Origin of the sequence: Streptomyces sp. L7 (assembly GCF_050990935.1) — a bacterium.
GTDB lineage: Bacteria > Actinomycetota > Actinomycetes > Actinomycetales > Microbacteriaceae > Leifsonia.
The window spans coordinates 2925693-2948891 of the sequence record NZ_CP194644.1 but is presented as its reverse complement, the minus strand read 5'-3'; the positions used below and the strand labels follow the sequence as shown (position 1 = coordinate 2948891).

At 70.6% G+C, this 23199-nt stretch carries 23 protein-coding genes and 1 pseudogene; 10 read left to right on the top strand and 14 right to left on the bottom strand.

Annotation, left to right across the window (positions count from 1 at the left end):
• Positions 1–59 precede the first annotated feature (59 nt).
• Together hemB and hemL are read left to right on the top strand one after the other, a co-directional pair.
• Positions 60–986, top strand: coding sequence for a porphobilinogen synthase (gene hemB, locus ACR5MH_RS14735; RefSeq protein WP_431347878.1), 927 nt, complete (start codon positions 60–62; stop codon positions 984–986).
• Positions 974–2362, top strand: a complete 1389-nt coding sequence (gene hemL, locus ACR5MH_RS14730; protein ID WP_431347877.1) for a glutamate-1-semialdehyde 2,1-aminomutase — start codon at positions 974–976, stop codon at positions 2360–2362. The genes hemB and hemL overlap by 13 nt, the downstream gene beginning before the upstream one ends.
• A gap of 15 nt (positions 2363–2377) precedes the next feature.
• Here hemL and ACR5MH_RS14725 read toward each other — a convergent pair whose 3' ends face one another.
• From ACR5MH_RS14725 to ACR5MH_RS14700, 6 genes are all read right to left on the bottom strand, one after another.
• Positions 2378–2614: a hypothetical protein gene (locus tag ACR5MH_RS14725; protein ID WP_431347876.1), complete on the bottom strand. Its 237-nt coding sequence runs from the start codon at positions 2612–2614 to the stop codon at positions 2378–2380.
• A gap of 38 nt (positions 2615–2652) precedes the next feature.
• Positions 2653–3906: a sugar ABC transporter permease gene (locus ACR5MH_RS14720; protein ID WP_431347875.1), complete on the bottom strand. Its 1254-nt coding sequence runs from the start codon at positions 3904–3906 to the stop codon at positions 2653–2655.
• Positions 3906–4676 carry an ATP-binding cassette domain-containing protein gene (locus tag ACR5MH_RS14715; protein ID WP_433861894.1) on the bottom strand — a complete coding sequence of 257 codons (771 nt, stop codon included), beginning with the start codon at positions 4674–4676 and terminating at the stop codon, positions 3906–3908. The genes ACR5MH_RS14720 and ACR5MH_RS14715 overlap by 1 nt, the downstream gene beginning before the upstream one ends.
• Before the next feature lie 207 nt (positions 4677–4883).
• Positions 4884–5216 carry a D-xylose-binding protein gene (locus ACR5MH_RS14710; RefSeq protein WP_431347874.1) on the bottom strand — a complete coding sequence of 111 codons (333 nt, stop codon included), beginning with the start codon at positions 5214–5216 and terminating at the stop codon, positions 4884–4886.
• Entirely contained in the window at positions 5213–6001 is a 789-nt protein-coding gene (locus tag ACR5MH_RS14705; RefSeq protein ID WP_431347873.1) for a substrate-binding domain-containing protein, read from the bottom strand. Before ACR5MH_RS14705 ends, ACR5MH_RS14710 begins: the two co-directional genes overlap by 4 nt.
• Before the next feature lie 148 nt (positions 6002–6149).
• Positions 6150–7331, bottom strand: a complete 1182-nt coding sequence (locus ACR5MH_RS14700; RefSeq protein WP_431347872.1) for an ROK family transcriptional regulator — start codon at positions 7329–7331, stop codon at positions 6150–6152.
• 149 nt (positions 7332–7480) lie between these two features.
• Between ACR5MH_RS14700 and ACR5MH_RS14695 the strand changes: the two genes are divergently transcribed.
• The gene (locus ACR5MH_RS14695; protein ID WP_345838631.1) at positions 7481–7867 is read left to right on the top strand and encodes a hypothetical protein; all 387 of its coding nucleotides are present in this window, start codon (positions 7481–7483) and stop codon (positions 7865–7867) included.
• Between the two features lie 21 nt (positions 7868–7888).
• Here the strand turns inward: ACR5MH_RS14695 and ACR5MH_RS14690 are convergent, their stop codons facing one another.
• Positions 7889–8278, bottom strand: a complete 390-nt coding sequence (locus ACR5MH_RS14690) for a DUF1304 domain-containing protein (protein WP_431347871.1) — start codon at positions 8276–8278, stop codon at positions 7889–7891.
• A gap of 23 nt (positions 8279–8301) precedes the next feature.
• On the opposite strand from ACR5MH_RS14690, the gene ACR5MH_RS14685 reads away from it, so the two are divergent.
• A complete protein-coding gene (locus ACR5MH_RS14685) occupies positions 8302–9525 on the top strand; it encodes an FAD-dependent oxidoreductase (RefSeq protein WP_431347870.1) in 1224 nt (407 codons plus the stop codon).
• A gap of 8 nt (positions 9526–9533) precedes the next feature.
• Here the strand turns inward: ACR5MH_RS14685 and ACR5MH_RS14680 are convergent, their stop codons facing one another.
• The 3 genes from ACR5MH_RS14680 to ACR5MH_RS14670 all read right to left on the bottom strand — a co-directional run bounded on the left by ACR5MH_RS14680 (position 9534) and on the right by ACR5MH_RS14670 (position 11828).
• Complete coding sequence (locus ACR5MH_RS14680; RefSeq protein ID WP_431347869.1) at positions 9534–9914, bottom strand: DUF1304 domain-containing protein; 381 nt, start codon at positions 9912–9914, stop codon at positions 9534–9536.
• A 28-nt stretch (positions 9915–9942) separates the two neighbouring features.
• Positions 9943–10965 (bottom strand): acrylyl-CoA reductase (NADPH), encoded by a 1023-nt coding sequence (gene acuI / locus ACR5MH_RS14675; RefSeq protein WP_431347868.1) that lies wholly within the window; start codon positions 10963–10965, stop codon positions 9943–9945.
• An 86-nt stretch (positions 10966–11051) separates the two neighbouring features.
• Entirely contained in the window at positions 11052–11828 is a 777-nt protein-coding gene (locus ACR5MH_RS14670) for an isocitrate lyase/PEP mutase family protein (protein WP_433861893.1), read from the bottom strand.
• A gap of 45 nt (positions 11829–11873) precedes the next feature.
• On the opposite strand from ACR5MH_RS14670, the gene ACR5MH_RS14665 reads away from it, so the two are divergent.
• A complete protein-coding gene (locus ACR5MH_RS14665) occupies positions 11874–13448 on the top strand; it encodes an LssY C-terminal domain-containing protein (RefSeq protein ID WP_431347866.1) in 1575 nt (524 codons plus the stop codon).
• Here the strand turns inward: ACR5MH_RS14665 and ACR5MH_RS14660 are convergent.
• Together ACR5MH_RS14660 and ACR5MH_RS14655 are read right to left on the bottom strand one after the other, a co-directional pair.
• The gene (locus ACR5MH_RS14660; protein ID WP_431347865.1) at positions 13355–14938 is read right to left on the bottom strand and encodes a Na+/H+ antiporter; all 1584 of its coding nucleotides are present in this window, start codon (positions 14936–14938) and stop codon (positions 13355–13357) included. The genes ACR5MH_RS14665 and ACR5MH_RS14660 overlap by 94 nt on opposite strands.
• A 99-nt stretch (positions 14939–15037) precedes the next feature.
• Positions 15038–15925, bottom strand: coding sequence for a rhodanese-related sulfurtransferase (locus ACR5MH_RS14655; protein WP_431347864.1), 888 nt, complete (start codon positions 15923–15925; stop codon positions 15038–15040).
• An 81-nt stretch (positions 15926–16006) separates the two neighbouring features.
• Here ACR5MH_RS14655 and ACR5MH_RS14650 point away from each other — a divergent pair, with 81 nt between their 5' ends.
• Together ACR5MH_RS14650 and ACR5MH_RS14645 are read left to right on the top strand one after the other, a co-directional pair.
• The gene (locus ACR5MH_RS14650) at positions 16007–16795 is read left to right on the top strand and encodes a polyprenol monophosphomannose synthase (RefSeq protein ID WP_431347863.1); all 789 of its coding nucleotides are present in this window, start codon (positions 16007–16009) and stop codon (positions 16793–16795) included.
• 10 nt (positions 16796–16805) lie between these two features.
• Positions 16806–17334, top strand: a pseudogene (locus ACR5MH_RS14645) (YbhB/YbcL family Raf kinase inhibitor-like protein).
• A gap of 23 nt (positions 17335–17357) precedes the next feature.
• Here the strand turns inward: ACR5MH_RS14645 and ACR5MH_RS14640 are convergent.
• Positions 17358–17996 (bottom strand): LysE family translocator, encoded by a 639-nt coding sequence (locus ACR5MH_RS14640; RefSeq protein WP_431347862.1) that lies wholly within the window; start codon positions 17994–17996, stop codon positions 17358–17360.
• A gap of 31 nt (positions 17997–18027) precedes the next feature.
• Between ACR5MH_RS14640 and ACR5MH_RS14635 the strand changes: the two genes are divergently transcribed.
• From ACR5MH_RS14635 to ACR5MH_RS14625, 3 genes are all read left to right on the top strand, one after another.
• Positions 18028–19599 carry an MmgE/PrpD family protein gene (locus tag ACR5MH_RS14635; protein WP_431347861.1) on the top strand — a complete coding sequence of 524 codons (1572 nt, stop codon included), beginning with the start codon at positions 18028–18030 and terminating at the stop codon, positions 19597–19599.
• Positions 19599–20498 (top strand): methylisocitrate lyase, encoded by a 900-nt coding sequence (gene prpB, locus ACR5MH_RS14630; RefSeq protein ID WP_431347860.1) that lies wholly within the window; start codon positions 19599–19601, stop codon positions 20496–20498. Before ACR5MH_RS14635 ends, prpB begins: the two co-directional genes overlap by 1 nt.
• A gap of 61 nt (positions 20499–20559) precedes the next feature.
• The gene (locus ACR5MH_RS14625; protein ID WP_431347859.1) at positions 20560–21684 is read left to right on the top strand and encodes a bifunctional 2-methylcitrate synthase/citrate synthase; all 1125 of its coding nucleotides are present in this window, start codon (positions 20560–20562) and stop codon (positions 21682–21684) included.
• Positions 21685–21893: 209 nt separating this feature from the next.
• Here the strand turns inward: ACR5MH_RS14625 and ACR5MH_RS14620 are convergent, their stop codons facing one another.
• The gene (locus ACR5MH_RS14620) at positions 21894–23096 is read right to left on the bottom strand and encodes an acetyl-CoA C-acetyltransferase (protein WP_431347858.1); all 1203 of its coding nucleotides are present in this window, start codon (positions 23094–23096) and stop codon (positions 21894–21896) included.
• Between the last annotated feature and the right edge of the window lie 103 nt (positions 23097–23199).

The following is a 23199-nucleotide window of genomic DNA, read 5'->3' as shown; positions in this document are numbered from 1 at the left end:
GGAGAGTGAGTGAGTTGCATCCCGTTGTGCGGCCCCGGCGCTTGCGGCAGTCGCCTGCCATGCGCCGTCTGACGGCCGAGACCCGCCTCCATCCGGCCGAGTTGATCCTGCCGCTGTTCGTGCGGGAGGGCGCCTCCGAGCCGCAGCCGATCGCCTCCATGCCGGGCGTCGTGCAGCACAGCCTCGACTCCCTGAAGCGCGCGGCCGTGGAGGCCGCCGAGGCCGGCGTCGGCGGCGTCATGCTCTTCGGCGTCCCCGAGACCCGCGACGCGGTCGGCACCGCCGCGACCGACCCCGACGGAATCCTCAACGTCGCCACCCGCGCCCTCGCCTCCGAAGTGGGCGACGCGCTCGTCGTGCAGACCGACCTGTGCCTGGACGAGTTCACCGACCACGGCCACTGCGGCGTGCTCGACGGCGAGGGCCACGTCGACAACGACGCCACGCTGCTGCGCTACCGCGACATGGCGATCGCACAGGCGGAGGCCGGCTCCCAGTTGCTCGGCCTCAGCGGAATGATGGACGGCCAGGTCGCCGCCGTGCGAGACGTGCTCGACGCCGCAGGCCGCACCGACGTGGTCATCCTCGCCTACGCCGCCAAGTACGCCTCCGGCTTCTACGGCCCGTTCCGCGAGGCCGTCGACTCGCAGCTCTCGGGCGACCGCCGCGCCTACCAGCAGGACCCGGCCAACCGCCGGGAGGGCCTGCGCGAGGCGCAGCTCGACCTCGACGAGGGCGCCGACATCCTCATGGTGAAGCCGGCCCTCAGCTACCTCGACGTCCTCAGCGACGTCGCCGCCATCAGCGACGTGCCGGTCTGGGCCTACCAGGTCTCCGGCGAGTACGCGATGGTGGAGGCCGCAGCCGCCAACGGCTGGATCGACCGTGAGCGCGTCATCGAGGAGACCCTGATCGGCACGCGCCGCGCGGGCGCCGACGCCGTGCTCACCTACTGGGCGACCGAGGTCGCGGGATGGCTGCGATGAGCGACTTCTACAACACCGATTCGTCCAACACGGGCACCCAGGACCTGCAGGGCCTGGCCGACGACGCCGCTCTGGGTGACATCAACCTCGCCCAGTTCGAGCGCGCGCAGCGCGTGATCCCCGGCGGCGTGAACTCCCCGGTCCGTGCCTTCCGCTCGGTCGGCGGGACGCCGCGGTTCATGGTGTCCGCCCACGGCCCCTACATCGTGGACGCACAGGGCCGCGAGTACGTCGACCTCGTCGCGTCGTGGGGACCGGCGATCCTGGGCCATGCGCATCCCGCCGTGATCGACGCCGTGCAGGCGGCCGCCGCGCGCGGACTCTCGTTCGGCGCCTCCACGCCGGCCGAGACCGAGCTGGCGGAGGCCGTGCTCGGCCGGGTGCCGTTCATCGACAAGCTGCGCCTGGTCTCCACCGGCACCGAGGCGACCATGACCGCGATCCGGCTGACGCGCGGCTTCACCGGCCGTCCGCTGCTGATCAAGTTCGCCGGTCACTACCACGGCCACTCGGACAGCCTCCTCGCCGAGGCCGGCTCGGGGCTCGCGACCCTGTCGCTGCCCGGCTCGGCCGGCGTCACCGAGGCCACGGCCGCGCAGACCCTGGTCCTCCCGTACAACGACCTCGACGCCGTCCGCGCCGCCTTCGAGGCGAACGGACCGGACATCGCGGCCGTGATCACCGAGGCCGCCGCCGCGAACATGGGTGTCGTCGCCCCGGACGAGGGATTCAATGCGGCCCTGACCGATCTCGCGCACGAGTACGGCGCGCTGCTCATCCTCGACGAGGTGCTCACCGGCTTCCGCGTGAGCGAGGCGGGCTTCTGGGGTCTCGACCGCAGCTACACGCCCGACCTCGTCACGTTCGGCAAGGTCATCGGCGGCGGGATGCCGCTGGCGGCCCTGGGGGGCCGGGCGGAGCTCATGGACTTCCTGGCGCCGACCGGCCCGGTCTACCAGGCCGGCACTCTTTCGGGTAACCCCGTCGCCGTCGCCGCCGGCCTCGCCACCTTGGAGCACGCGGACGAGGCGGTGTACGACCGGCTCGATGTCGTGGCAGAGACGCTCTCGAGTGCGGTCTCCGACGCCTTGGCCGCGGAGGGCGTCGCCCACCGTGTGCAGCGCGCGGGCAACCTGTTCAGCTTCGTCTTCGGCGACTTCGCGGCCGCCCCGCGGACGTACGCCGAGGTGCAGTCGCAGGAGGCGTTCCGCTACCGGCCGTTCTTCCACGCCATGCTCGACGGGGGCGTCTCGCTGCCGCCGAGCGTCTTCGAGGCGTGGTTCGTCACGGCCGCCCACGACGACGCGGCCGTTGCGCGCATCCTGGAGGCCCTCCCGGCCGCCGCCCGGGCAGCGGCTGCCGCCACCCCCGCCTGACGCACGCCCCTCGACTCACTCGTCGGCGGCGGACGGAGCGCGTGAGAGGGACTCGACGTACGTGTATGTCGCCGAACCGGGCCAGCCGTCGGCGTCGATCAGCGCGTAGACGTCGAAGTTGAGCGCCCCGCCGCCACCGGCCGCCCGTCGCAGCGTGCGCGGCGGGATGTCCGACGACGCCCGCACCGTCACGGTCTGCGGATCCACGCCGGAACGCAGAAGGCGGGCGTGGAAGGTGGTGGTTCGGGTCACCGGTCCACCTTCTCACACCCGCCCGGAGCGCTGCCCGGCTAGCCTTGCCCGTGCGTTTCGCGCGAGCGGCGGGACAGCGAGTCGATGATCACGGCGAGCAGCAGGACCGCGCCGGTGATCATGAAGCGGTACGACGAGTCCAGGTTGAGCAGCGTCAGGCCGTTCGAGATGGACTGGATGACCAGGATGCCCAGCAGCGCCGACCACGCCGATCCGCGGCCTCCGAAGAGGCTCGTTCCGCCGATGACCGCCGCGGCGATCGCGTTGAGGTTCGTGTCCGTCCCACCGGATCCCGCGCTCACCGAGGCGAGGCGGGCCGCGGCGAGCAGGCCGCCGATCGCGGCGAACGTCGAACACAGGATGAACACGCTGATGAAGATGCGGTTCACCTTGATGCCGGCGCGGCGTGCCGCCTCCACCGAGCCGCCGACCGCGAACACCGAGCGGCCCCACTTCGTGCGCGTCAGGAAGAAGTTCATGATGATCACGAGGATCACGAAGAACAGGAACATGGCGCCTGTGCCGCGATCGGTCGAGAGGTACCAGACCGCGATGCAGAGCCCGACGAGCAGCAGCCCCGACTTGATCAGGACGACCGCCATCGAGCCCTCGGAGAGGCCCGCGTTGCGACGGCGGACATTGCGCCGCCAGTCCGACCAGAACATTGCGAGCGCGGCGATCACGGCAAGCGCGTAGGCGGCCCACGGCGGGAGGAAGGTCTGCTGCGCGAACTTCACGATCCACGAGTCGTAGGGGATGTTGATCGAGCTGTTGGGTCCGAGGATCCAGAGCTGCACGCCGAGGAAGCCGAGCAGACCGGCCAGTGTGATCACGAAGCTCGGCACGCCGAACCGGGTGAACAGGATGCCGTAGAGGAGGCCGATCACCGAGCCGGCGAGGATGGCGACGATGACGGTCAGCGCCAGCGGCCAGTGCAGCTGGGTGAACGCGACGCCGAGGATGGCCGCCGCCACACCGCTGACCGAGCCGACCGACAGGTCGATCTGGCCGAGCAGCAGCACCAGCACGATGCCGATCGAGATCGTCCCGATCGCGGCGCACTGCAGGGTGAGGTTGACGAGGTTGTTCGCGCTGAGGAAGTTCGGGTTCAGGATCTGGAACACGAGCCAGATAACGATCAGCCCGACGACGACGGGCAGCGAGCCGAGGTCGCCGCCGCGCACCCGGCGCCCGAAGGCGCGCACCGCACCGCCCAGGCCCTCCTCGCGGATGAGGCGCTCGTCCTGGAGGTCGGCCGCGAGCTGGGCCGGAGTCTCTGGTGCCTTGGTCATCAGGCGTTCCCTTCGCTGTTCTCGATGCGCTCCACGCGCTCCTCGATGCGTTCCGCCCGCTGCGCGACGACGTTGTCGGTGGCGCCGGTGATCGCCGAGATGATCTCTTCGTAGCTGACGTCGGGGACGCGGAAGTCCCCGTTGTTGCGGCCGAGCCGCAGCACGGCGACCCGGTCGGCGACCGCCTGGACGTCGGCCATGTTGTGGCTGATCAGAATGACCCCCAGCCCGCGCTCGCGCAGCCGCTCGATGAGGTTGAGCACCTCGGCCGTCTGGGCGACGCCCAGTGCCGCGGTCGGCTCGTCCAGGATGACGACGCGCGGGTCGCCGATCAGCGACCGGGCGATGGCGACGGTCTGCCGCTGGCCTCCGGAGAGCGACGCGACGGCGATGCGGACCGACGGGATCCGCGCCGACAGCTGGCGCAGGAGGCTCCACGACCGCTTCTCCATCTCTTCCTCGTCGAGCGTTCCTCGGGTGATCTCCCGACCGAGGAAGAGATTGGACACGACGTCCAGGTTGTCGCAGAGCGCGAGGTCCTGGAACACCGTGGCGATGCCCAGCCCGCGGGACGCCGCGGGCGACGGGATGCTGACGTCCTGACCGTCGAAGCTGATCGTCCCGGCGTCCTGCGGGTGCACTCCCGCGAGGATCTTGACCAGGGTGGACTTCCCGGCTCCGTTGTCGCCGACGAGCGCGACGACCTCCCCCGGGTAGACGTCGAGGTGGATGTCGGTGAGCGCCTGCACGGCTCCGAACCCCTTCGACACCCCCGTAGCGAGAGGACGGGCTGTCGGCTGGACCGCTCCTGGTCGGTCACAGGGGATTCCATCGTCACGGCGTTCTCCTTCGGGCCTGACGCGATGCTGTCGCGTGGTGCTGGATAGTGCTGTCTTGGCTAACTGTATGGCGGAACCACCCGGCCCGAGGATGCGGATTCCGCGCCTCGGGCCGGGTGGCCCCTGGTGGTTCGACGACTACTTGATGCCGTACTTGTCGCACGCCGCCTTGTAGTCCGGGGTGCAGATCTTCGCGGCGGAGTCGGGCCCGTAGAACTGGTCCTTCACGACCGTGGACTCGATGTTGTCGGTGGTCACCGCGACCGGGGTCAGCAGGATGGACGCGATCTTCGCGCCGCCCGCCGTCGCGACCTCGGTGGTCTGCTCGGACGGCTTCTGGCCCTTGGTCAGAGCGATGGCGAGGGTCGCCGCCTGCTCGGCCTCCGGCTTCAGCGCCTTGTAGACGGTCATGTACTGGTCGCCGGCGAGGATGCGCTGGATGCCCGCGAGCTCAGCGTCCTGACCGGTCACCGGGGGAGCGGGCTCAGGTTGGCCGCCTTCATTGCCGCGATCGCGCCACCGCCGGTGCCGTCGTTCGCCGCGTAGACGCCCTTGATCTGGCTCTTGAACTGCGAGACCTGGCCGGACACCCAGTCCTGGGCCTTGGCGGGGTCCCATCCTGGTGTGTCGAACTCGGCGAGCACCTTGTAGCCGCTGGAGTCGATGACGCTGTGCGCGCCCTTCTTGAAGAGGGTCGCGTTGTTGTCCGTCGGCGAGCCGTTGACCATCAGGATGCCGCTGCCCGAGGCGACGTTGTCCTTCTTCAGCTTGTCGACCAGCGCGGTGGCCTGCAGCTTGCCGACCTTCTCGTTGTCGAAGGAGATGTAGTAGTTGAGGTCGGGGCTGTTGATGAGGCGGTCGTAGGAGATGACCGGGATGTTCTTGGCCTTGGCCTCGCCGACGATCGACGCGGCGGCCTCACCGTCGAACGGGTCGAGGACGAGGACCTTCACGCCCTGGGTCAGCATGGACTCCGCCTGCTGCTGCTGCTTGCTGGCGTCGCCGTCCGCGTTCGCGTACAGCACGGTGCAGCCCGAGCAGAGCGACTTGACCTTCGCCTCGAAGTAGGGCTTGTCCGCCGCCTCGTAGCGCGCGGTGACGGAGTCGGGGAGGAGGAGACCGATCTTGGCGTTCGCGGCGCCCGACGCATTGTTCGTCGAGGTGTTGCCGGAACCGTTCGAACAGGCTGTGAGGGTGAGGGCTGTGGCCAGGATCGCGGCGGACACCATGACCGCTCTCTTGGTGGCGATCTTCATTGAAAAACCTCCGATTCGAAGCCGCCGACGTTGGCGACTGGGTTGAGTGTGTCAGGGGCCGCCGCTTGGCGTCAATACTTGAAGTCAAGCTTTCGATAACGGTTCGTCACGGACGGGGGCCAACGGGGGACACCGGTTCGTCGCGGTCTCAGACCTCGACTCCTCCGCTCGTGAGCGAGATGCTGTCGACCGCGTGGGCGACCGCGCCGAGGGTGGCCGCCCGGACGCCGAGCTGGCCTTGGACGATATCGGGCATGAGGTCTTCGTTCACGATGATCGAGCGCTCGACCGCGTGGCGCATCGGGCCGAGCAGCAGCTCCCCGGCGCGGGCGAGCTCCCCGCCCACCACGACCCGCTCCGGGTCGAGCAGGTTGCACAGGTTGGCCGTCGCGATGCCGATATGCCTGCCCGCGTCGGCGATGGCCCGGATGCAGCGCGCGTCCCCGGCCATCGCCTGGAGGACGACATCGCCGAGCTTCAGGCTGCCGAGGTGGTCGCGCAGCTCGTCCAGGATGGCGGGGCCGCCGGCGATGGCCTCCAGGCAGCCGCGGTTGCCGCAGCGGCAGAGCGGGCCGTTCTCCCGGATCGTGGTGTGGCCGAACTCGCCGGCGACGCCGTTGTTCCCGCGGAAGAGCTGGCCGTTGAGCAGCAGGCCCGCGCCGATCCCGTCGCCGACCTCGAGCGTGATCGAGGTGCGCTTGCCGCGCCCCGCCCCGAGCCGGGACTCCGCGAGAGCGGTGAGGTTGGCGGCGTTGTCGATGAAGACCGGGCGCTTCACCCGGCGCTCCAGAGCGTCCGCGATCACGACGCCGTCCCAGCCGCGCATGATGCCGCTGCGCGCGATCGTGCCGGTGGCCCGGTCGAGCGGCGCCGGCACCGCGAGCCCGACCGCCAGCACCTCGTCACGGGAGGCGTCGACCGAGTCGAGCATGTCGTTCAAGAGCAGCGCGACCTTGTCGAGCTCGTTGTCCGCGCGGTGATCCTTGGCCAGCGGCATGTGGTTCTCGGCGACGACCGTGTTGGCCACGTCCGCCAGCGCGACCCGCAGGTGCCGGGTGGAGAAGTGGACGCCGACCACGAGCCCGAGCGCGTGCGCGAGCGTGACGTGCTGGGCGCGCCGGCCGGAACGGATGCTCTGCGCCGTATGCAGCACGCCGGAGGTCGAGAGCTCCTTGACGATGTTGGAGACCGTGGCAGGGGAGAGCCCCGTCGCGCCGGCCAGCTCCACCTGGGTCAGGCCGCCGTGCTTCTTGATGGCGTCGACGATCCGAGCCCGGTTGGCTTCACGAAGTGAAGTCTGCGAGCCCGGAGTCCGCCGCTGCGTTGCCACGACGAGAAGGATACATGCCGGTGCGGTTTGCGAATCATGAGAGTCCTGCGACCCCGTGCGGCCGCCTTTCGCGGCCCTCCAAGCCAACGGTTACGGGTTTGTGAGATTCACGACCCCCGTCGGCCGCGGTCGGCGGGCAGGATAGACCTATGGCCGACCTGCACGTTCACCCCGACCGCCTGGAGATCCACCTCACGCGGGCCGAGAAGGTGCTTTCCGTGCGTCGGGAGGATCTGGTGATCCCGCGCGAGAGCATCCGATCGGTCGCGATCACGGAGGACCCGTGGATCTGGATCCGCGGCATCCGTGCTCCGGGAGCCGCCGTCCCGCTCACGCTCTCGGTCGGGACCTGGAAGTTCCACGGCGGCAAGGACTTCCTGCTGATCAAGGGCAAGCAGCGCGCCGCTGTGGTGGTCGACCTCGACGGCGAGGAGTTCTCGCGCGTGATCGTGTCGACGCCGCACGCGGCGAAGCTCGTGGAGGCGCTCCGCGTGGACGTGGGCGAGATCCCCGCCGACGGGGAGATCATCGACTGACGACCGGGGCTCGCTCGCGGCTCACCCCGCGTGCGCGACCGAGAACAGCACGAGTCCGACCAGCGGCGGCAGCCCCTGGAGCAGGGCCGCTCCCCAGAACCGCCGGCCCGTCGTGAGCAGCACGATCGCGGCCAGGACCATGCAGGTCCCGGTGAAGAACATCAGCCCGAAGCCGACGTGGCGCAGGGTCGTCCAGTAGAGCACCAGGCCGACCGCGGCGCCGCCCGCGAGGAACAGGTTGTAGAACCCCTGGTTGTAGGCCATCGGCCGCACCACGTCGGCGTCCCGCTGCGTCGTGAGACCGAATCGCCGCCAGACGCTCGGCGACGACCAGAGCATGCTCTCCATCGCGAAGAACACGAGGTGCACGACGGCCGCGATCGCGATGAGGACGGAGCCGAGGATCGTCATGGGGGAGACTACGCTGCGTGGTGATGGAATCGCTGCAGGCATCCTGCGCCATCTCCGGGGGTGGACCCGCCGGGATGATGCTCGGGCTGATCCTCGCCCGCGCCGGGCTCGACGTGGTCGTGCTGGAGAAGCACGCCGACTTCTTCCGCGACTTCCGCGGCGACACCATCCACCCGTCGACAGTGGGCGTGCTCGGTGAGCTCGGGCTGCGGGACGCGTTCCTCGGCCTTCCGCACACCAGCATCCGCACGCTCGACGCCGTCGTCGACGGCACCCGCCTGCATCCGATCGACTTCGGGAGGCTGCCGCCGCCCGACGATTTCCTCGTGCTCGCACCGCAGTGGGACTTCCTGACCTTCCTCGCCGGGCAGGCGGAGCGGTATCCGAACTTCCGGCTGCTCATGCGGACCGAGGCGACCGGGCTGATCCGCGACGGCGACGTCGTCCGGGGGTTGTCGGCGCTCGGCCCCGCCGGCCCGGTGGAGGTGGAGGCCGACCTCACGGTCGCCGCCGACGGCCGCGACTCCGTCCTCCGTGCCGCCGCGGGCCTGCTGCCCCGGCGATTCGGCGTGCCCATCGACGTCATCTGGTTCCGGCTCCCGAAGGCCGCGCAGGCCCAGCCCTCGACGCTCGCCTACCTCGGCAACGGGGCGATGGTGATCACGATCGACCGCGGCGACTACTTCCAGGTCGGGCTCGTCATCGCGAAGGGCGGCATCGATGAGTTGCGCACGGCCGGCCTTCCGGGCTTCCGCTCGGCCGTGGCGGGAGCCGCGCCGTTCCTGCGCGAGCCGCTGGAGACGATCACCGACTGGGAGTCGCTCAAGCTGCTGAGCGTCCAGGTCGACCGGCTGCCGCGTTGGTACCGGCACGGCTTCCTCGCCATCGGGGACGCCGCGCACGCGATGTCCCCGGCCTTCGGCGTGGGTGTCAACTACGCCGTCCAGGACGCCGTCGCCACCGCGAACGCGCTCGCCGTCCCGTTGCGGGACGGCCCCGTCGACCTCCGCCTCCTCGACGCCGTGCAGCGTCGCCGCCTCCCGCCGGTCGAGTGGATGCAGCGCATCCAGCTCGCGGCCCACCGTCGCATCACCCGCCGCCCCGGCGACGGTCCGCTGCTCCCGCCCGCGCCGTCGCCCGCTCTGCGCCTCGCGATCGCCGCGGCGACCCCCGTGGCGCAGCGCCTGAGCGCGCGCGTGATCGGGCGCGGCCTCCGCCCGGAGTCGGTGGCGCCTTCGCTGCGCTGAGCGCAGGGCTACGAGAACAGCATGAGCACGATGCCGATCAGCGGAAGGATGCCCTGGATGAGCGCCGGACGCAGATATCCGCGCCCGGTCGTCACGAGCACGATCGACGCCGCGAGCATGCTCCCCATCGTGAAGTAGATGAGCGCGAGTCCGGCAGCGTGCGCCCCCACCCCGAACAGGATCAGCCCGAGGACCGCCCCGATGGCGAGGAACAGGTTGTAGAACCCCTGGTTGTACGCCATCGGCCGCGTCGTGTTCGCCGCTGCCTGGTCGGCGACGCCGAAGCGCTTCCACACGCCGGGCCGCACCCAGCCGACGCTCTCCATGACGAAGATCCCGACGTGGAGCGCAGCAGCCAGCGTGACGACGACGGTCGCGAGGACGATCATGCGGTCAGCCTAACGGCTGAGACGCGCGTCAGGCCCGAACCTCGACGACCGTCCGCCCGCGAAGCCGTCCGGCCAGAATGTCCTCCGCCGCGGGAATGGCCTCGGCGAGCAGGATGAATCGCGTCATCGCGGCGAGGGCCTCCTCGTCCAGGTCGGTCGCCAGCCGCCGCCAGGCCGCCTCGCGGAGGGCGGCAGGGGCCTCCACGGAGTTGATCCCGACCAGCGTCACCGCCCGCAGGATGAACGGCATCACCGTGGCCGGGAGGTCCGGCCCCTGCGCGAGCCCGCACGCCGCGACCGTTCCGCCGTACCGGGTCTGGGCGAGCACGTTCGCGAGCGTGTGGCTGCCGACCGAGTCCACCGCCGCGGCCCAGCGCTGGCTCTGAAGCGGCCGTCCCTCCATCGCCAGCTCGGCACGGTCGATGATCGCGCTCGCCCCGAGATCGGTCAGATACCCCTCCAGCTCCTCCGGTCGCCCCGTGGAGGCCGTAACCGGATAACCGAGTTTCGCCAGCAGGGCGACCGCGACCGACCCGACCCCGCCCGCCGCTCCCGTGACCAGCACGCTCGACCCGGCGGCATGCACAGCCTCCGGCTCGATCCCGTTGCGCTCCAGCGCGAGGACGGCCAGCATCGCGGTGAACCCCGCGGTCCCGATCGCCGCCGCCTGCTCGGAGCTCAGAGCGTCCGGGACCCGGACCAGCGCCTCGCCGCGCACCCGCGCGCGCTCGGCCAGGCCGCCGTGGTGACCCTCCCCGATCCCGTCTCCGTTGAGCACGACCCGGTCACCCGGTCGCCACCGCGGATCGTCGGAGGCCTCCACGACGCCCACCAGGTCGATGCCCGGGATGAGCGGCGACACCCGCGCGACGCCCGGCTTCCCGGCGATCGCGAGCCCATCCTTGTAGTTGAGGTCGGAGAACTCGACGGCGACGGTCACGTCTCCCGGCATGAGGAAGGCGTCGGTCAGCCGCCGCACCTCGGCGGTGTGCGCGAGGATGCGGGAGCCCTCCTTCTCCTGTTCGATGACGATGGCGCGGAAATCGGACATTGGCTCTCCTCGGTCGGTGCACTCAGGGTGGGGTGGAGGTCGGTCTCGGGGGACCCGACGGGCGGGACGCGGGTCGTCCGACCCGGTCAGTTCAGCGTGGGGACATCCCTCGGCAGCTCGCCGCCCGCGTACAGCTCCGCCGCGGTCCGCTGCAACTCGGCGAGCGCCACGCGCTGTGTCCACGGCCCGTACGAGACGCGGGCGACCCCCAGCTCGTGCAGTCGCGCCGGCGGCAGCGAGCCCGGGACCGCGATCACGCTCAGCTTCCGCACCCCGAGCCCCGCGACGAGTCGCGTCACCGTCTCCTCGTCCAGTCGCCCCGGCACGAACACGCAGGTCGCGCCCTCGTCGAGGAACGCCCGCCCGCGGCGGATCGCCTCCTCTGTCTTCTCCTCCGCCGTCGGGTACGTGTTGCGCAGCCACACGTCCGTGCGCGCGTTGAGCGCGAACGGCACCCCCTCGCCGTCGGCCGCGGCGACGGCCGCCCGCACGTGCGCGACGGCCTCCTCGAACGGGCGAACCTGGTCCTCCAGGTTCGCGCCGACCGCGCCGACGCCGATCGCCCGGCGGATCGTCTCGCCCGGGTCGCCGTAACCGGCTTCGAGGTCGGCGCTCACCGGGAGGTCGGTGGTCGCCACGATGCGCCCGACCATGTCGAGCATCAGGTCGAGCGGGATGTTCTCGCCGTCCTCGTACCCCAGTGTCGCCGCGATCGAGTGGCTCGCCGTCGCCAGCGAACGGGTCTCCGGGAGGGCGGCGACGGCCTTCGCGCTGATCGCATCCCACACGTTGACGACCTGCAGCAGTTCGGGGGCGTCGTGGAGGCGGCGCAGCTCGGCGCCACGTTCGGTGATGGAGGTCATGACGCCACCCTACGACCCGGGCCCGGCGCGCTCTAGGATGAGCGCATGGCGGGGGCCGTTGAGCCGGAGGGACCGCCGCGGGTGCAGCCCGCGGCCGGTGATGGAGCGCCGTCCGAGTCCTCGTCACGCGGTGCGAACGGCCCTGCCAAGACGCTCTCCGCCACGGGTCGGCGGGTGTCCGTCAACGCCGTGGTCGACAACCTCTTCTTCGTGTTCGGGGGCGTCGCGGCCGTCTGGCTGGCGTGGCTCATCGTCACAGAGAGCTTCTCGTGGGGTTGGTTCCTGCTCCTGTTCTTCATCGTCTTCTGGGTCGTCCTCGCCTACCTGGTGCTTCCGCGCCTGCACCGCATCCTCACCCAGATCTACGTGCCGGACTACTTCATCGGCCGGGCGCGCACCAGCGACGGCCTCCTCGGGGACCCGATCAATCTGGCGCTGCTCGGGTCGGAGGCGCAGCTCGACCAGGCGATGATCGAGGCCGGCTGGACGCGCGCCGACGACGTGACCGCCGCCTCCAGCCGCCGCATCATCACCTCGACGCTGCTGCGCCGCAGCTACGATGAGGCCCCGGTGAGCCCGCTCTTCCTGTTCGGCCACCAGCAGGACGTCGCGTACCAGCAGGAGGTCAAGGGCAACCCGGCAAAGCGCCACCATGTCCGATTCTGGCGCTGCCCGGAGGGCTGGCTGCTGCCGGGCGGTCACCGTGTCGGCTGGCTGGCGGCCGGGACCTTCGACCGCACGGTCGGCTTCTCCCTGTTCACTCTCCAGATCACGCACAAGATCGACGCGAACACGGACATCGAGCGCGACCACATCGTCTCGACGCTCGCCGCCGCGGACATCGGCGTGGAGGTCGCCGTGATCCGCGACTTCTCGTCCGGCTATCACGCGCGCAACGGCGGCGGCGACGCCATCGAGACGGACGGCGACCTCCCCGTCGTCGACCTGTCGGGCGTGCTGGTGGAGCCGCGCGCCGTCGCGGTCGCCGCCGACGCGGACCAGCGCCGGCTCACCCGTGCCGAGCGCCGCCCGGTGCCGACGACGCTCGGCTTCCTGCTCATGCTGCTGCGCGTGCTGGCGGGCGTGCTGACCGTGGTGCTCACCGTGCTGGCCTGGCCGCTGTTCATCCGGTCGGAGCTCGTGTCCAAGACCGGCGCGGCGCTCACCGCCTCCGAGCAGCAGAGCGCCGACCTGGTCTTCGGCATCGCGATGGGTCTGTTCGCCGCCGGCCTGGTGTTCTACATCGCGATCGCCCTGCTCGTCTTCACGGGGAGCAACTGGGCGCGCATCGTCGCCATGTCGTACAGTGCGCTGCTGATCGTCCTCGCCGCGATCGACTTCTTCAACGGCGGCGAGCAGGTCACCCTCCGCACCAACATCCTCGGCCTCCCGCTCGACATCCTGGTGGTGCTCGCCCTGTCGTCCCAGCGCGCACGGCTGTGGGCCCGGCGCCCTCGGCCGCGCCGGGGAAGAGGACGGTCCTCCGCTCGACGTGCCGCGGGATCGCCGATCGCCGCACCTTCCCCTCACATCAACTTCTTCCCGTCCGTCCCTCCCGCCTTCAATGCCGACTCCTCGGCGTCCAGGAACGCGAGCACCGACCGCACCGCCGGCTCCTGATACCGTCCTTCGGCGCGCGCTTCGAGGACCGCCTGCCGCTCCGCCACGATCATCGACCGTCGCAGCTTGCGATACGCCAGCGGAGCCGCGACCTCCGCGTCGGGCGCCGGATTCTCCAGCGCCTCCGAGAGGAACACGGCGTTGATGCGCAGCCGCTCGATCACCCGTTCGTCCTCCTGGCCGGTCACCTGCGACTCCAGGTGCTCCAGCCCGGCCGCCTGAGCCTCCGCGAGCAGCCGTTCCATCTCACCGGCCTCCTGCGCGAAGTCCGGGGGCGGCAGCCTCAGCCGGCGGATGACCCACGGCAGCGCGAGCCCCTCCAGCAGGGTCGCCACCACCACGACGAAGGCCAGGAACTGCAGGAACTCCCGGTGCGGCGTCGACGCCGGCAGCAGGAACACAGCGGCCAGCGTCACCACCCCGCGGATCCCGGCGAACGACACCGCGATCCCGGTCGGCCAGGTCCAGCCCCGCTCGCGCAGCCGCTGCGGACCGTTCCGATACAACGCCGTCGTGCCCACCATCCAGAGGAACCGCGCCAGGAACAGCGCCAGCAGCACGGCGATGCTGATCCAGACCGTCTGCGCCACCGTGATCCCCGAGCGGAACGCCGAGTTCAGGATGCTCGACAACTCCAGCCCGATGAACAGGAAGACCGCGTTCTCCAGCAGGAACTCGATCGTCCGCCAGTTGATCGTCTCCGCGATGCGCGCCTCCGCCGTCTGGATGGTGGGGGAGCGGTACCCGAGGTACAGCCCCGCGACGACGACCGACAGGATGCCCGAACCGTGCAGGAACTGCGACGGGATGAACGCCAGGTACGGGGTGATCAACCCGATGGAGGTGTCCAGTACGGGCGACCGGAGCTGCTTGCGGATGAGGGAGAGCACCCACCCCACCAGCAGACCCATCCCGATGCCGACCACGACGGCGATCACGAAGTCGCCGGCAATGGCCCACGGGTTCACGACGCTGACGATCGCGGCGATGCTCGCGTTGAGCGCGACCAGGGCGGTCGCGTCGTTCAGCAGGCTCTCGCCCTCCAGCACGGTGACGAGTCTGCGGGGGAGGTGCACCCGCCCCGCGATCGCGGTCACCGCCACTGTGTCCGTCGGCGCCACCACCGCTCCGAACGCGAAGGCCGCCCCGACGGTGATAGCCGGTACCACCAGCCACGTCGTGAACCCGACCACGACGACGGTGAACACGACCAGCCCGACTGAGAGCAGGAGGATGCCGTCGCGCCGGGCACGCACGTCGACGATCGAGGTCTGGATGGCCGCCGCGAACAGCAGCGGTGGCAGCAGCCCGTAGAGCACGAGCTCCGGCTCCAGCGCCACATGGGGCACCCCGGGGATGAACGAGGCGATCGCGCCCACGACCACCAGCACGACGGGCGCCGACCAGTTGACGCGCCGCGAGAGGCCCGTGACCGTGACCGTCACCACGACGAAGGACACGATCCAGACGATGGTGATGACCGGATCCATGAGGTTCATCTTGGCCGCAACGCGAAACGGCCAGCAATGGTTCCCACGAATCGGTGGAGAACGCGCCGAGCCCGGAGCCTGTGGAGGATTACCGCCGTGTCACGCAGCGTGCGCGGCGCACTCCACGACGTCGCACTCCCCGCACACCACAAGCTGCTCCCGGCATGACGGATCGCTGCAGTTCCGCATCCGGTCCGTCGCCGCGCCACATCCCGCACAGCGCCCGATCACCGCGGCATGGTCCGAGAACCGCACCGACCCGCGCCCGTCGAACACGTACAGCGACCCCTCCCACAGTCCGTCGTCGCCGAAGCGCTCGCCGTAGCGGACCACGCCGCCGTCGAGCTGGTAGACCTCGCCGAATCCGCGAGACCGCATCAGTCCCGACAGCACCTCGCAGCGGATGCCGCCGGTGCAGTACGTCACGACCGGCTTGTCCTTGAGGTGGTCGTACCGCCCGCTGTCGAGCTCGGCCACGAACTCGCGCGTCGTCGCCACCTCGGGAACGACCGCGCCGCGGAACCGCCCGATCTCCGCCTCGAACCGGTTGCGCCCGTCGAAGAAGACCACGTCCTCGCGCGAATCCAGGAGCGCGTGCAGCGCGTCCGGGTCGAGCCGCTCGCCTCCGCCGACGACGCCCGACTCGTCCACCCGAAGCTCGGCGGGCGCCCCGAACGACACGATCTCCTCCCGCACACGCACCGACAGCCGCGGGAAGTCCAGGCTGCCGCCCGACTCGTCCAACCCAGACCCCTCGCTCCACTTCACGTCGAGGTCGTGGAACGACGCGTACTCCTTGGTCTTGCGCAGGTATCGCTTGAGCGCACCGAGCTCGCCGCCCAGCGTCCCGTTGATGCCGTCCTCGGACAGCAGGATGCGACCGCGCAGCCCCAGCGACTCGCAGAGGTCACGTTGCCACAGCCGCACCGCGTCCGGGTCGGGCAGCGGCGCGAACGCGTAATAGAGGAGGACTTTCGCGACGGGCACCGGGGGATGCTAGCAGCGGCGACTGCGAGAACAGACAGATTCGTTAGCCATCCGTTCAGCGGAATGGACCAGAGTGGTTGCATGCGAACCATCGTCATCCTGCCCACGTACAACGAGCGGGAGAACATCGGGCCCGTGGTCGGCCGGATCCGCGCCTCGGCGCCGGAGGTCGACGTGCTCGTGGTCGACGACGGTTCGCCGGACGGGACGGGCGAGATCGCGGACGCGCTCGCTGCGACCGACGCCAACGTCAAGGTGCTGCACCGCGCCGGCAAGGAGGGCCTCGGCGCCGCCTACCGGGCCGGGATGACCTGGGCGCTCGACGCCGGTTACGACGCGGTGGTCGAGATGGACGCCGACGGCTCGCACCGGCCGGAGGAACTGCCCTCCCTGCTCGCGGCGCTCCGCCGGCTCCCACAGGGCGAGGCGGCGGACGGCGCCGACCTCGTGCTCGGCTCGCGCTGGGTCCCGGGCGGCGGCGTTGTCAACTGGCCCGCGCGCCGACGGTTCCTCTCCAAAGGCGGCAGCACCTACTCGCGCCTCTGGCTGGGCGTGCCCGCGAAGGACGTGACCGGCGGGTATCGGGCGTTCACCGCCGACGCGCTGCGACGCATCCACTTCGAGAACGTCGAGAGCCAGGGCTACTGCTTCCAGATCGACATGCTGCGCCGCGCATACGACGCCGGACTCAGCGTCGTGGAGGTGCCGATCACCTTCGTCGAGCGCGAGCACGGCGTCTCCAAGATGAGCGGCGGGATCGTCGCCGAGGCCATGCTCCGGGTCACCGGCTGGGGAATCGTCGGCCTCCCGCGCCGCTTCCGCCGCCGTCCCGTCCCCGCGACCGTCACGGAGACGACGCAGCGGGCGTAGCGTGAGCGCTATGTCGAAAGATCCGCTGGAGCGCTTCGGCGCCGTACCTCAGTTCACCGTCACCAGCGACGACGTCGCCGACGACCGCCCGCTCGACCGCGCGCAGTGGGGCGCGGGGGAGGGGGAGGCGACGTCTCCCCGCAGCTCTCCTGGAGCGGGTTCCCCGCCGAGACGAAGAGCTTCGCCGTCACGATCCACGACCCGGACGCCCCGACCGGCTCGGGTTTCTGGCACTGGGCCGTCTACAACATCCCGGCCTCGGTGACCTCGCTGCCGTCCGGTGCGGGCGCCGAGGGCGGCGCGAACCTTCCGGGGGCGCCGCGATGCTCTCCAACGAGCTGCGCTCGAAGAGCTTCACCGGCGCGGGACCGCCGCCCGGAACCGGCACGCACCACTATCACATCGTCGTGCACGCGCTGGATGTCGACCACCTCGACCTCGACCCCGAGTCGACGCCCGCCGTCCTCGGCTTCAACGCCCACTTCCACTCGCTGGGCCGAGCCGTCGTCACCCCCATCGCGACCGCGGGCGACATCTAGCCAGCCCGGCGGCGCGGCTCGGCTCAGTGCTTGACGCCGGTCAGGGCGAGGATGCCGCCGAGACCGATCATCATCACGCCGCCGGTCGCGCCGAGACGTTCGACGCGCTTCGGGGACCGTCCGAACCAGGCCTGGGCGGTCCCCGCGGCGAGCGCCCACACACTGTCGAACGTCAGCGCCAGCAGCAGGAAGACGATGCCGAGCTCGAAGAGCTGCACCGGGATGCCACCCGCCCGATAGTCGACGAACTGCGGCAGCACCGCGACGAAGAAGACCAGCGACTTCGGGTTGGTCAGCCCGACCAGCATCCCCTCGCCGACGATGCGCCAGTGCGAGCGCCGCGGCGGCGTCGCCTCGTGGGTCACCGCGGTGTGCCTCCGGTGCCGGATCGCCTGCACCCCGAGATACATCAGGTACGCCGCTCCCGCGAACTTCACGATCGTGAACGCCACCAGCGACTGTGCGACGAGCGCGCCGATCCCGAGCGAGACGGCGACCACGAGCGGCAGCATCCCGAGCGCGTTGCCCAGCACGCTGAGCAGGCCGCCGAGCCTCCCGAGCGCCAGCGAGCGCCCGATCACGAACAGCACGCTCGGCCCCGGGATCACGATGAGCGCGATCGACGCGAGCGCGAACGCGAGCAGGGAGGACGCCGGGACCATAGCAGGAGCGTAGGGGAGGTAGGTTCGTAACGTGAAGCTCCACAACGTCCGTGTGCACAGAAGCGATGAGAATCTCGCCCGTCAGGACCAGCTCGCCTGGAAGATCGCGGAGGTCGCCGCCGACCCGGTCGAGGTCGACTCCGGGGTGGCCGACATGGTGATCAACCGCGTCATCGACAACGCGTCCGTGGCCGCCGCGTCGCTGACCCGCAGGCCGGTGGTGTCGGCCCGCTCGCAGGCGCTGGCCCACCCGCTGCCGACGGCGCAGCTCGAGGAGTTGACCGCCTCCACCGAGCACCCCCAGGACGGCTCGACCGTCTTCGGCGAGCCGCAGACGACCAGGGTCAGCCCCGAGTGGGCGGCCTGGGCGAACGGCGTCGCCGTCCGCGAGCTCGACTACCACGACACCTTCCTCGCCGCCGAGTACTCGCACCCGGGCGACAACATCCCCCCGATCACCGCCGTGGCCCAGCACGCCGCCCGTGCGTACGGACTGACCGGCCGCGACCTGGTGCGCGGCATCGCGACCGGGTACGAGATCCAGATCGACCTGGCGAAGGCGATCAGCCTGCACGCCCACAAGATCGACCACGTCGCCCACCTCGGGCCGTCCGCTGCCGCGGGCATCGGCACGTTGCTGCACCTGCCGGCCGAGACGATCTTCCAGGCCATCGGCCAGGCCCTGCACACCACCACCGCCACCCGGCAGTCGCGCAAGGGCGAGATCTCGAGCTGGAAGGCGCACGCGCCTGCGTTCGCGGGCAAGATGGCCGTCGAGGCGATCGACCGGGCCATGCGCGGCGAGACCAGCCCGACCCCGATCTACGAGGGCGAGGACGGCGTCATCGCCTGGCTGCTCGACGGTCCGAACGCATCGTACGACGTGCCGCTCCCGGAGGCAGGGGAGGCCAAGCGCGCCATCCTCGACTCCTATACCAAGGAGCACTCCGCCGAGTACCAGGCGCAGGCCTGGATCGACCTCGCCCGCAGGCTCCACAAGGAGCACCCGGAGGCCGCCGACCCCGAGCGTGTGGAGAGCATCGTCATCCACACCTCGCACCACACCCACTACGTCATCGGCTCGGGCGCGAACGACCCGCAGAAGTACGACCCGACCGCCTCGCGCGAGACGCTGGACCACAGCATCCCGTACATCTTCACCGTCGCCCTGCAGGACGGCGGCTGGCACCACGTGGAGTCCTACCTCCCGGCCCGCGCCGCCCGCCCCGACACCGTCGCACTCTGGGCCAAGGTCACCACGACCGAGGACCCGGAGTGGACTCGCCGCTACCACTCGATCGACCCGGCCGAGAAGGCGTTCGGCGGCCGCGTCGTCATCACGCTCGCCGACGGCCGTGTGATCGAGGACCAGATCGCCGTCGCCGACGCCCACCCGCTCGGCGCCCGGCCGTTCGCCCGCGCCGACTATGTCGCCAAGTTCCGCTCGCTGGCGGCCGAAGTGCTCGAGGAGGCCGAGATCGAGCGCTTCCTCGCGCTGGCCGAGCGCCTCCCCGAGCTGTCCGCCGCCGAGCTCGGCGGCCTCACCATCACCGCGCGCCCCGGCCTGCTGGCCGGCGTCCCCGCGCCGAGAGGACTGTTCTGATGCTGTACTCCACCGTTCCCGCGCACGAGAAGCGCGCGGCGTTCCGGGCGCGACTCGCGTCCGGCGAGCTGGTCAGGATGCCGGGCGCCTTCAACCCGCTGAGCGCGCGCCTCATCGAGCGCAAGGGCTTCGGGGGCGTCTACATCTCCGGCGCCGTGCTCTCCGCCGACCTCGGCCTCCCGGACATCGGGCTCACGACGCTCACCGAGGTGGCCGGCCGCTCCGCCCAGATCTCGCGGATGACCGACCTCCCGACCCTGGTCGACGCCGACACCGGCTTCGGCGAGCCGATGAACGTCGCCCGCACGGTGCAGACGCTGGAGGACGCCGGGGTCGCCGGCCTCCACATCGAGGACCAGGTGAACCCCAAGCGCTGCGGCCACCTCGACGGCAAGCAGGTCGTGGACGAGGACACCGCGCTCAAGCGCATCCGCGCAGCGGCCGACGCCCGGCGCGATCCGAACCTGCTGATCATGGCGCGCACCGACATCCGCGCCGTGGAGGGGCTGGAGGCCGCGATCGACCGGGCCAAGGCGCTGGTCGACGCGGGTGCCGACGCGATCTTCCCGGAGGCGATGGCCGACCTGTCCGAGTTCGCGGCGATCCGGTCGGCCGTCGACGTGCCGATCCTCGCCAACATGACCGAGTTCGGCAAGAGCGACCTCTTCACCGTCGACCAGCTCCGCGACATCGGCGTGAACATCGTGATCTGGCCGGTCTCGCTCCTTCGTCTGGCGATGGGGGCCGCCGAACGCGGCCTCGACCAGCTCCTGGAAGGCGGCACCCTCGAGCCGCTGCTCGGTTCGATGCAGCATCGCGCCGAACTGTACGACCTGATTGACTACGAGGGCTACAACGCGTTCGACACATCGGTGTACAACTTCGAGGTGCGCCGCTGAGCACTGCTCACAGCCGCGTCCACACCAGTCACGACCAGCACAGCAGCGAAGGAGCAGCACAATGACCGACCCCGAGATCCACAAGGGCCTCGCCGGCGTCGTGGTGGACACCACGAACATCTCGTCCGTGAACCCGCAGACCAACTCGCTGCTGTACCGCGGCTACCCGGTGCAGGAGCTCGCCGCGAAGTGCTCGTTCGAGGAGGTCGCCTGGCTGCTGTGGCACGGCGAGCTGCCGACGGCCGAGGAGCTGGCCGGGTTCCAGAAGCTGGAGCGCGGACTGCGCCGCCTGGACGACAGAACCCGCCGCGCGCTCGACGACATCCCCGTCTCGGCGCACCCGATGGACGCCCTGCGCACCGCGGTCAGCCAACTCGGCGGCCTCGACCCGACGCTGGAGCAGACCGACGGCATCCTGGATCCCGAGCTCAATCTCAGCCGCGCCATCCACCTCTTCGCCCAGCTCCCGACGATCGTCGCCTACATCCAGCGCCGCCGCCGCGGCCTGGACCCCGTGGAGTCGCGGGACGACCTCGATTACGCCGAGAACTTCCTCTGGCTGACGTTCGGCGAGGTCCCGGACGACGTGGTCGTGCACGCCTTCCGCGTCTCGCTGGTGCTGTACGCGGAGCACTCCTTCAACGCCTCGACGTTCACCGCGCGCGTCATCGCCTCCACACTGTCGGACGTCTACTCGGCCGTCACCGGTGCGATCGGCGCCCTCAAGGGGCCGCTGCACGGCGGCGCGAACGAGGCCGTCATGCACGCGTTCGACGAGATCGGCAGCGCGGACCGAGCCGAGGCGTGGCTGGACGACGCCCTCGCCGAGAAGCGCAAGATCATGGGGTTCGGCCACCGCGTCTACAAGAACGGCGACTCGCGCGTCCCGACGATGCGGGCCTCCCTGGAGGCCCTGGTCGAGCACTACGACCGCCAGGACATGCTGGACCTCTACGACGCGCTCGAGAAGGCGATGGGCGACCGCAAGAACATCAAGCCGAACCTGGACTACCCGTCCGGCCCGGCCTACAACCTGATGGGCTTCGACACCGAGACCTTCACCCCGCTTTTCGCTGCGGCCAGGGTCACCGGCTGGACCGCGCACATCTTCGAGCAGTACGCCGCCAACTCCCTCATCCGCCCGCTCTCCCTCTACACCGGCCCCGCCGAGCGCCACCTCCCCTGACCCCGCGCCCGCCGCCCCTCCCACGCAGTCAACGGAGGAGACCCGCCCCATCCCGGGCCGGATCTCCTCCGTTGACTGCTTTCCAGCCTCCCGCGACCCCGGATCTCCTCCGCTGCCAACGCCGCCCGCCGTGCACACAACGGAGGAGACCCGCCCCGGATCTCCTCCATTGACTACCTTCTCCGGCCGCGCGCGCCCTGATCTCGCTGTCACCGCCACAGCAGCAGCGCATCCCCCTGCCCGCCGCCGCCGCACAGCGCCACCGCCGCCCGTCCGGACCCGCGCCGCGCGAGCTCATGCGCCGCGTGCCCGGCCAACCGCGCCCCCGACGCCCCGATGGGATGCCCGAGCGCGATCGCGCCGCCGTGGATGTTGACCTTCTCCGGGTCCAGCTCGAGGTCGGCCGTCGACTGCAGCGCCACCGCTGCGAACGCCTCGTTGATCTCCACCAGGTCCAGATCGTCGACGCCCCAGCCGGACCGCTTCAGGGCCGCGTTGATCGCGTTCGACGGCTGCGAGTGCAGCGAGTTGTCCGGCCCGGCGACCTGTCCGCTGGCCCCGACGACCGCGAGCCACTCCAGCCCGAGTCGCTCGGCGTTCTCCCGCGACGTGAGGATGAGCGCTGCCGCTCCGTCACTCAGCGGCGACGAGTTCCCCGCGGTGAGCGTGCCGCCCTCGGCGAAGCTCGGCCGCAGCCTGGCGAGCACCTCCGCCGTCGAGTCCGGCCGCACGCCCTCGTCGGCGGACACGACGACAGGGTCGCCTTTGCGTTGCGGGATGCTGACCGGCGCGATCTCCTCGGCGAAGATGCCCGCGGCCGCCGCAGCGCCAGCGCGCTGGTGCGACGACGCGGCGAACGCGTCCTGCGCCTCCCGGGTGAGGCCGAGCTTCTCCGTGTAGCTCTCCGTCGAGGCGCCCATCGAAATCTTGTCGAACGCATCCGTCAGCCCGTCGTAGGCCGCCGTATCCAACGCTTCGAGTGAGCCGTACGTCCAGCCCTTCCGCGAGCCGGGCAGGATGTGCGGCGCGTTCGTCATGGACTCCTGGCCGCCGGCCGCGACCACCGTCGCCTCGCCGGCGCGGATGAGCCGCGCGGCGTCGATCACGGCGGCCAGCCCGGAGAGGCACACCTTGTTGATGGTCGTCGCGGGCACATCCCAGCCGATCCCGGCGCCGATGGCCGTCTGCCGGGCCGGATTCTGGCCCGCGCCGGCCTGGAGCACCTGCCCGAAGATCACCGTGTCGATGTCCGACGCCTGGAGCCCGGACTGCTCGATCGCCTTCCGCAGCGCGACGGTGCCGAGCTGCACCGCGGTCTGGCTCGCGAGCGCGCCGGTCACCTTGCCGAGCGGTGTGCGCGCGGCCGAGAGGATGACGACATCGTTCGGACGGGGTTCGGGGAGGGTGGTCATTGCGGGGCGACTCCTTCGTCTGCGGATTCTCTCCACCCATTGTCATCCACAGGTGGAGGCCGCTGGCCAGTTCTCCACAGATTGAGACGATCGGCCACGAAGC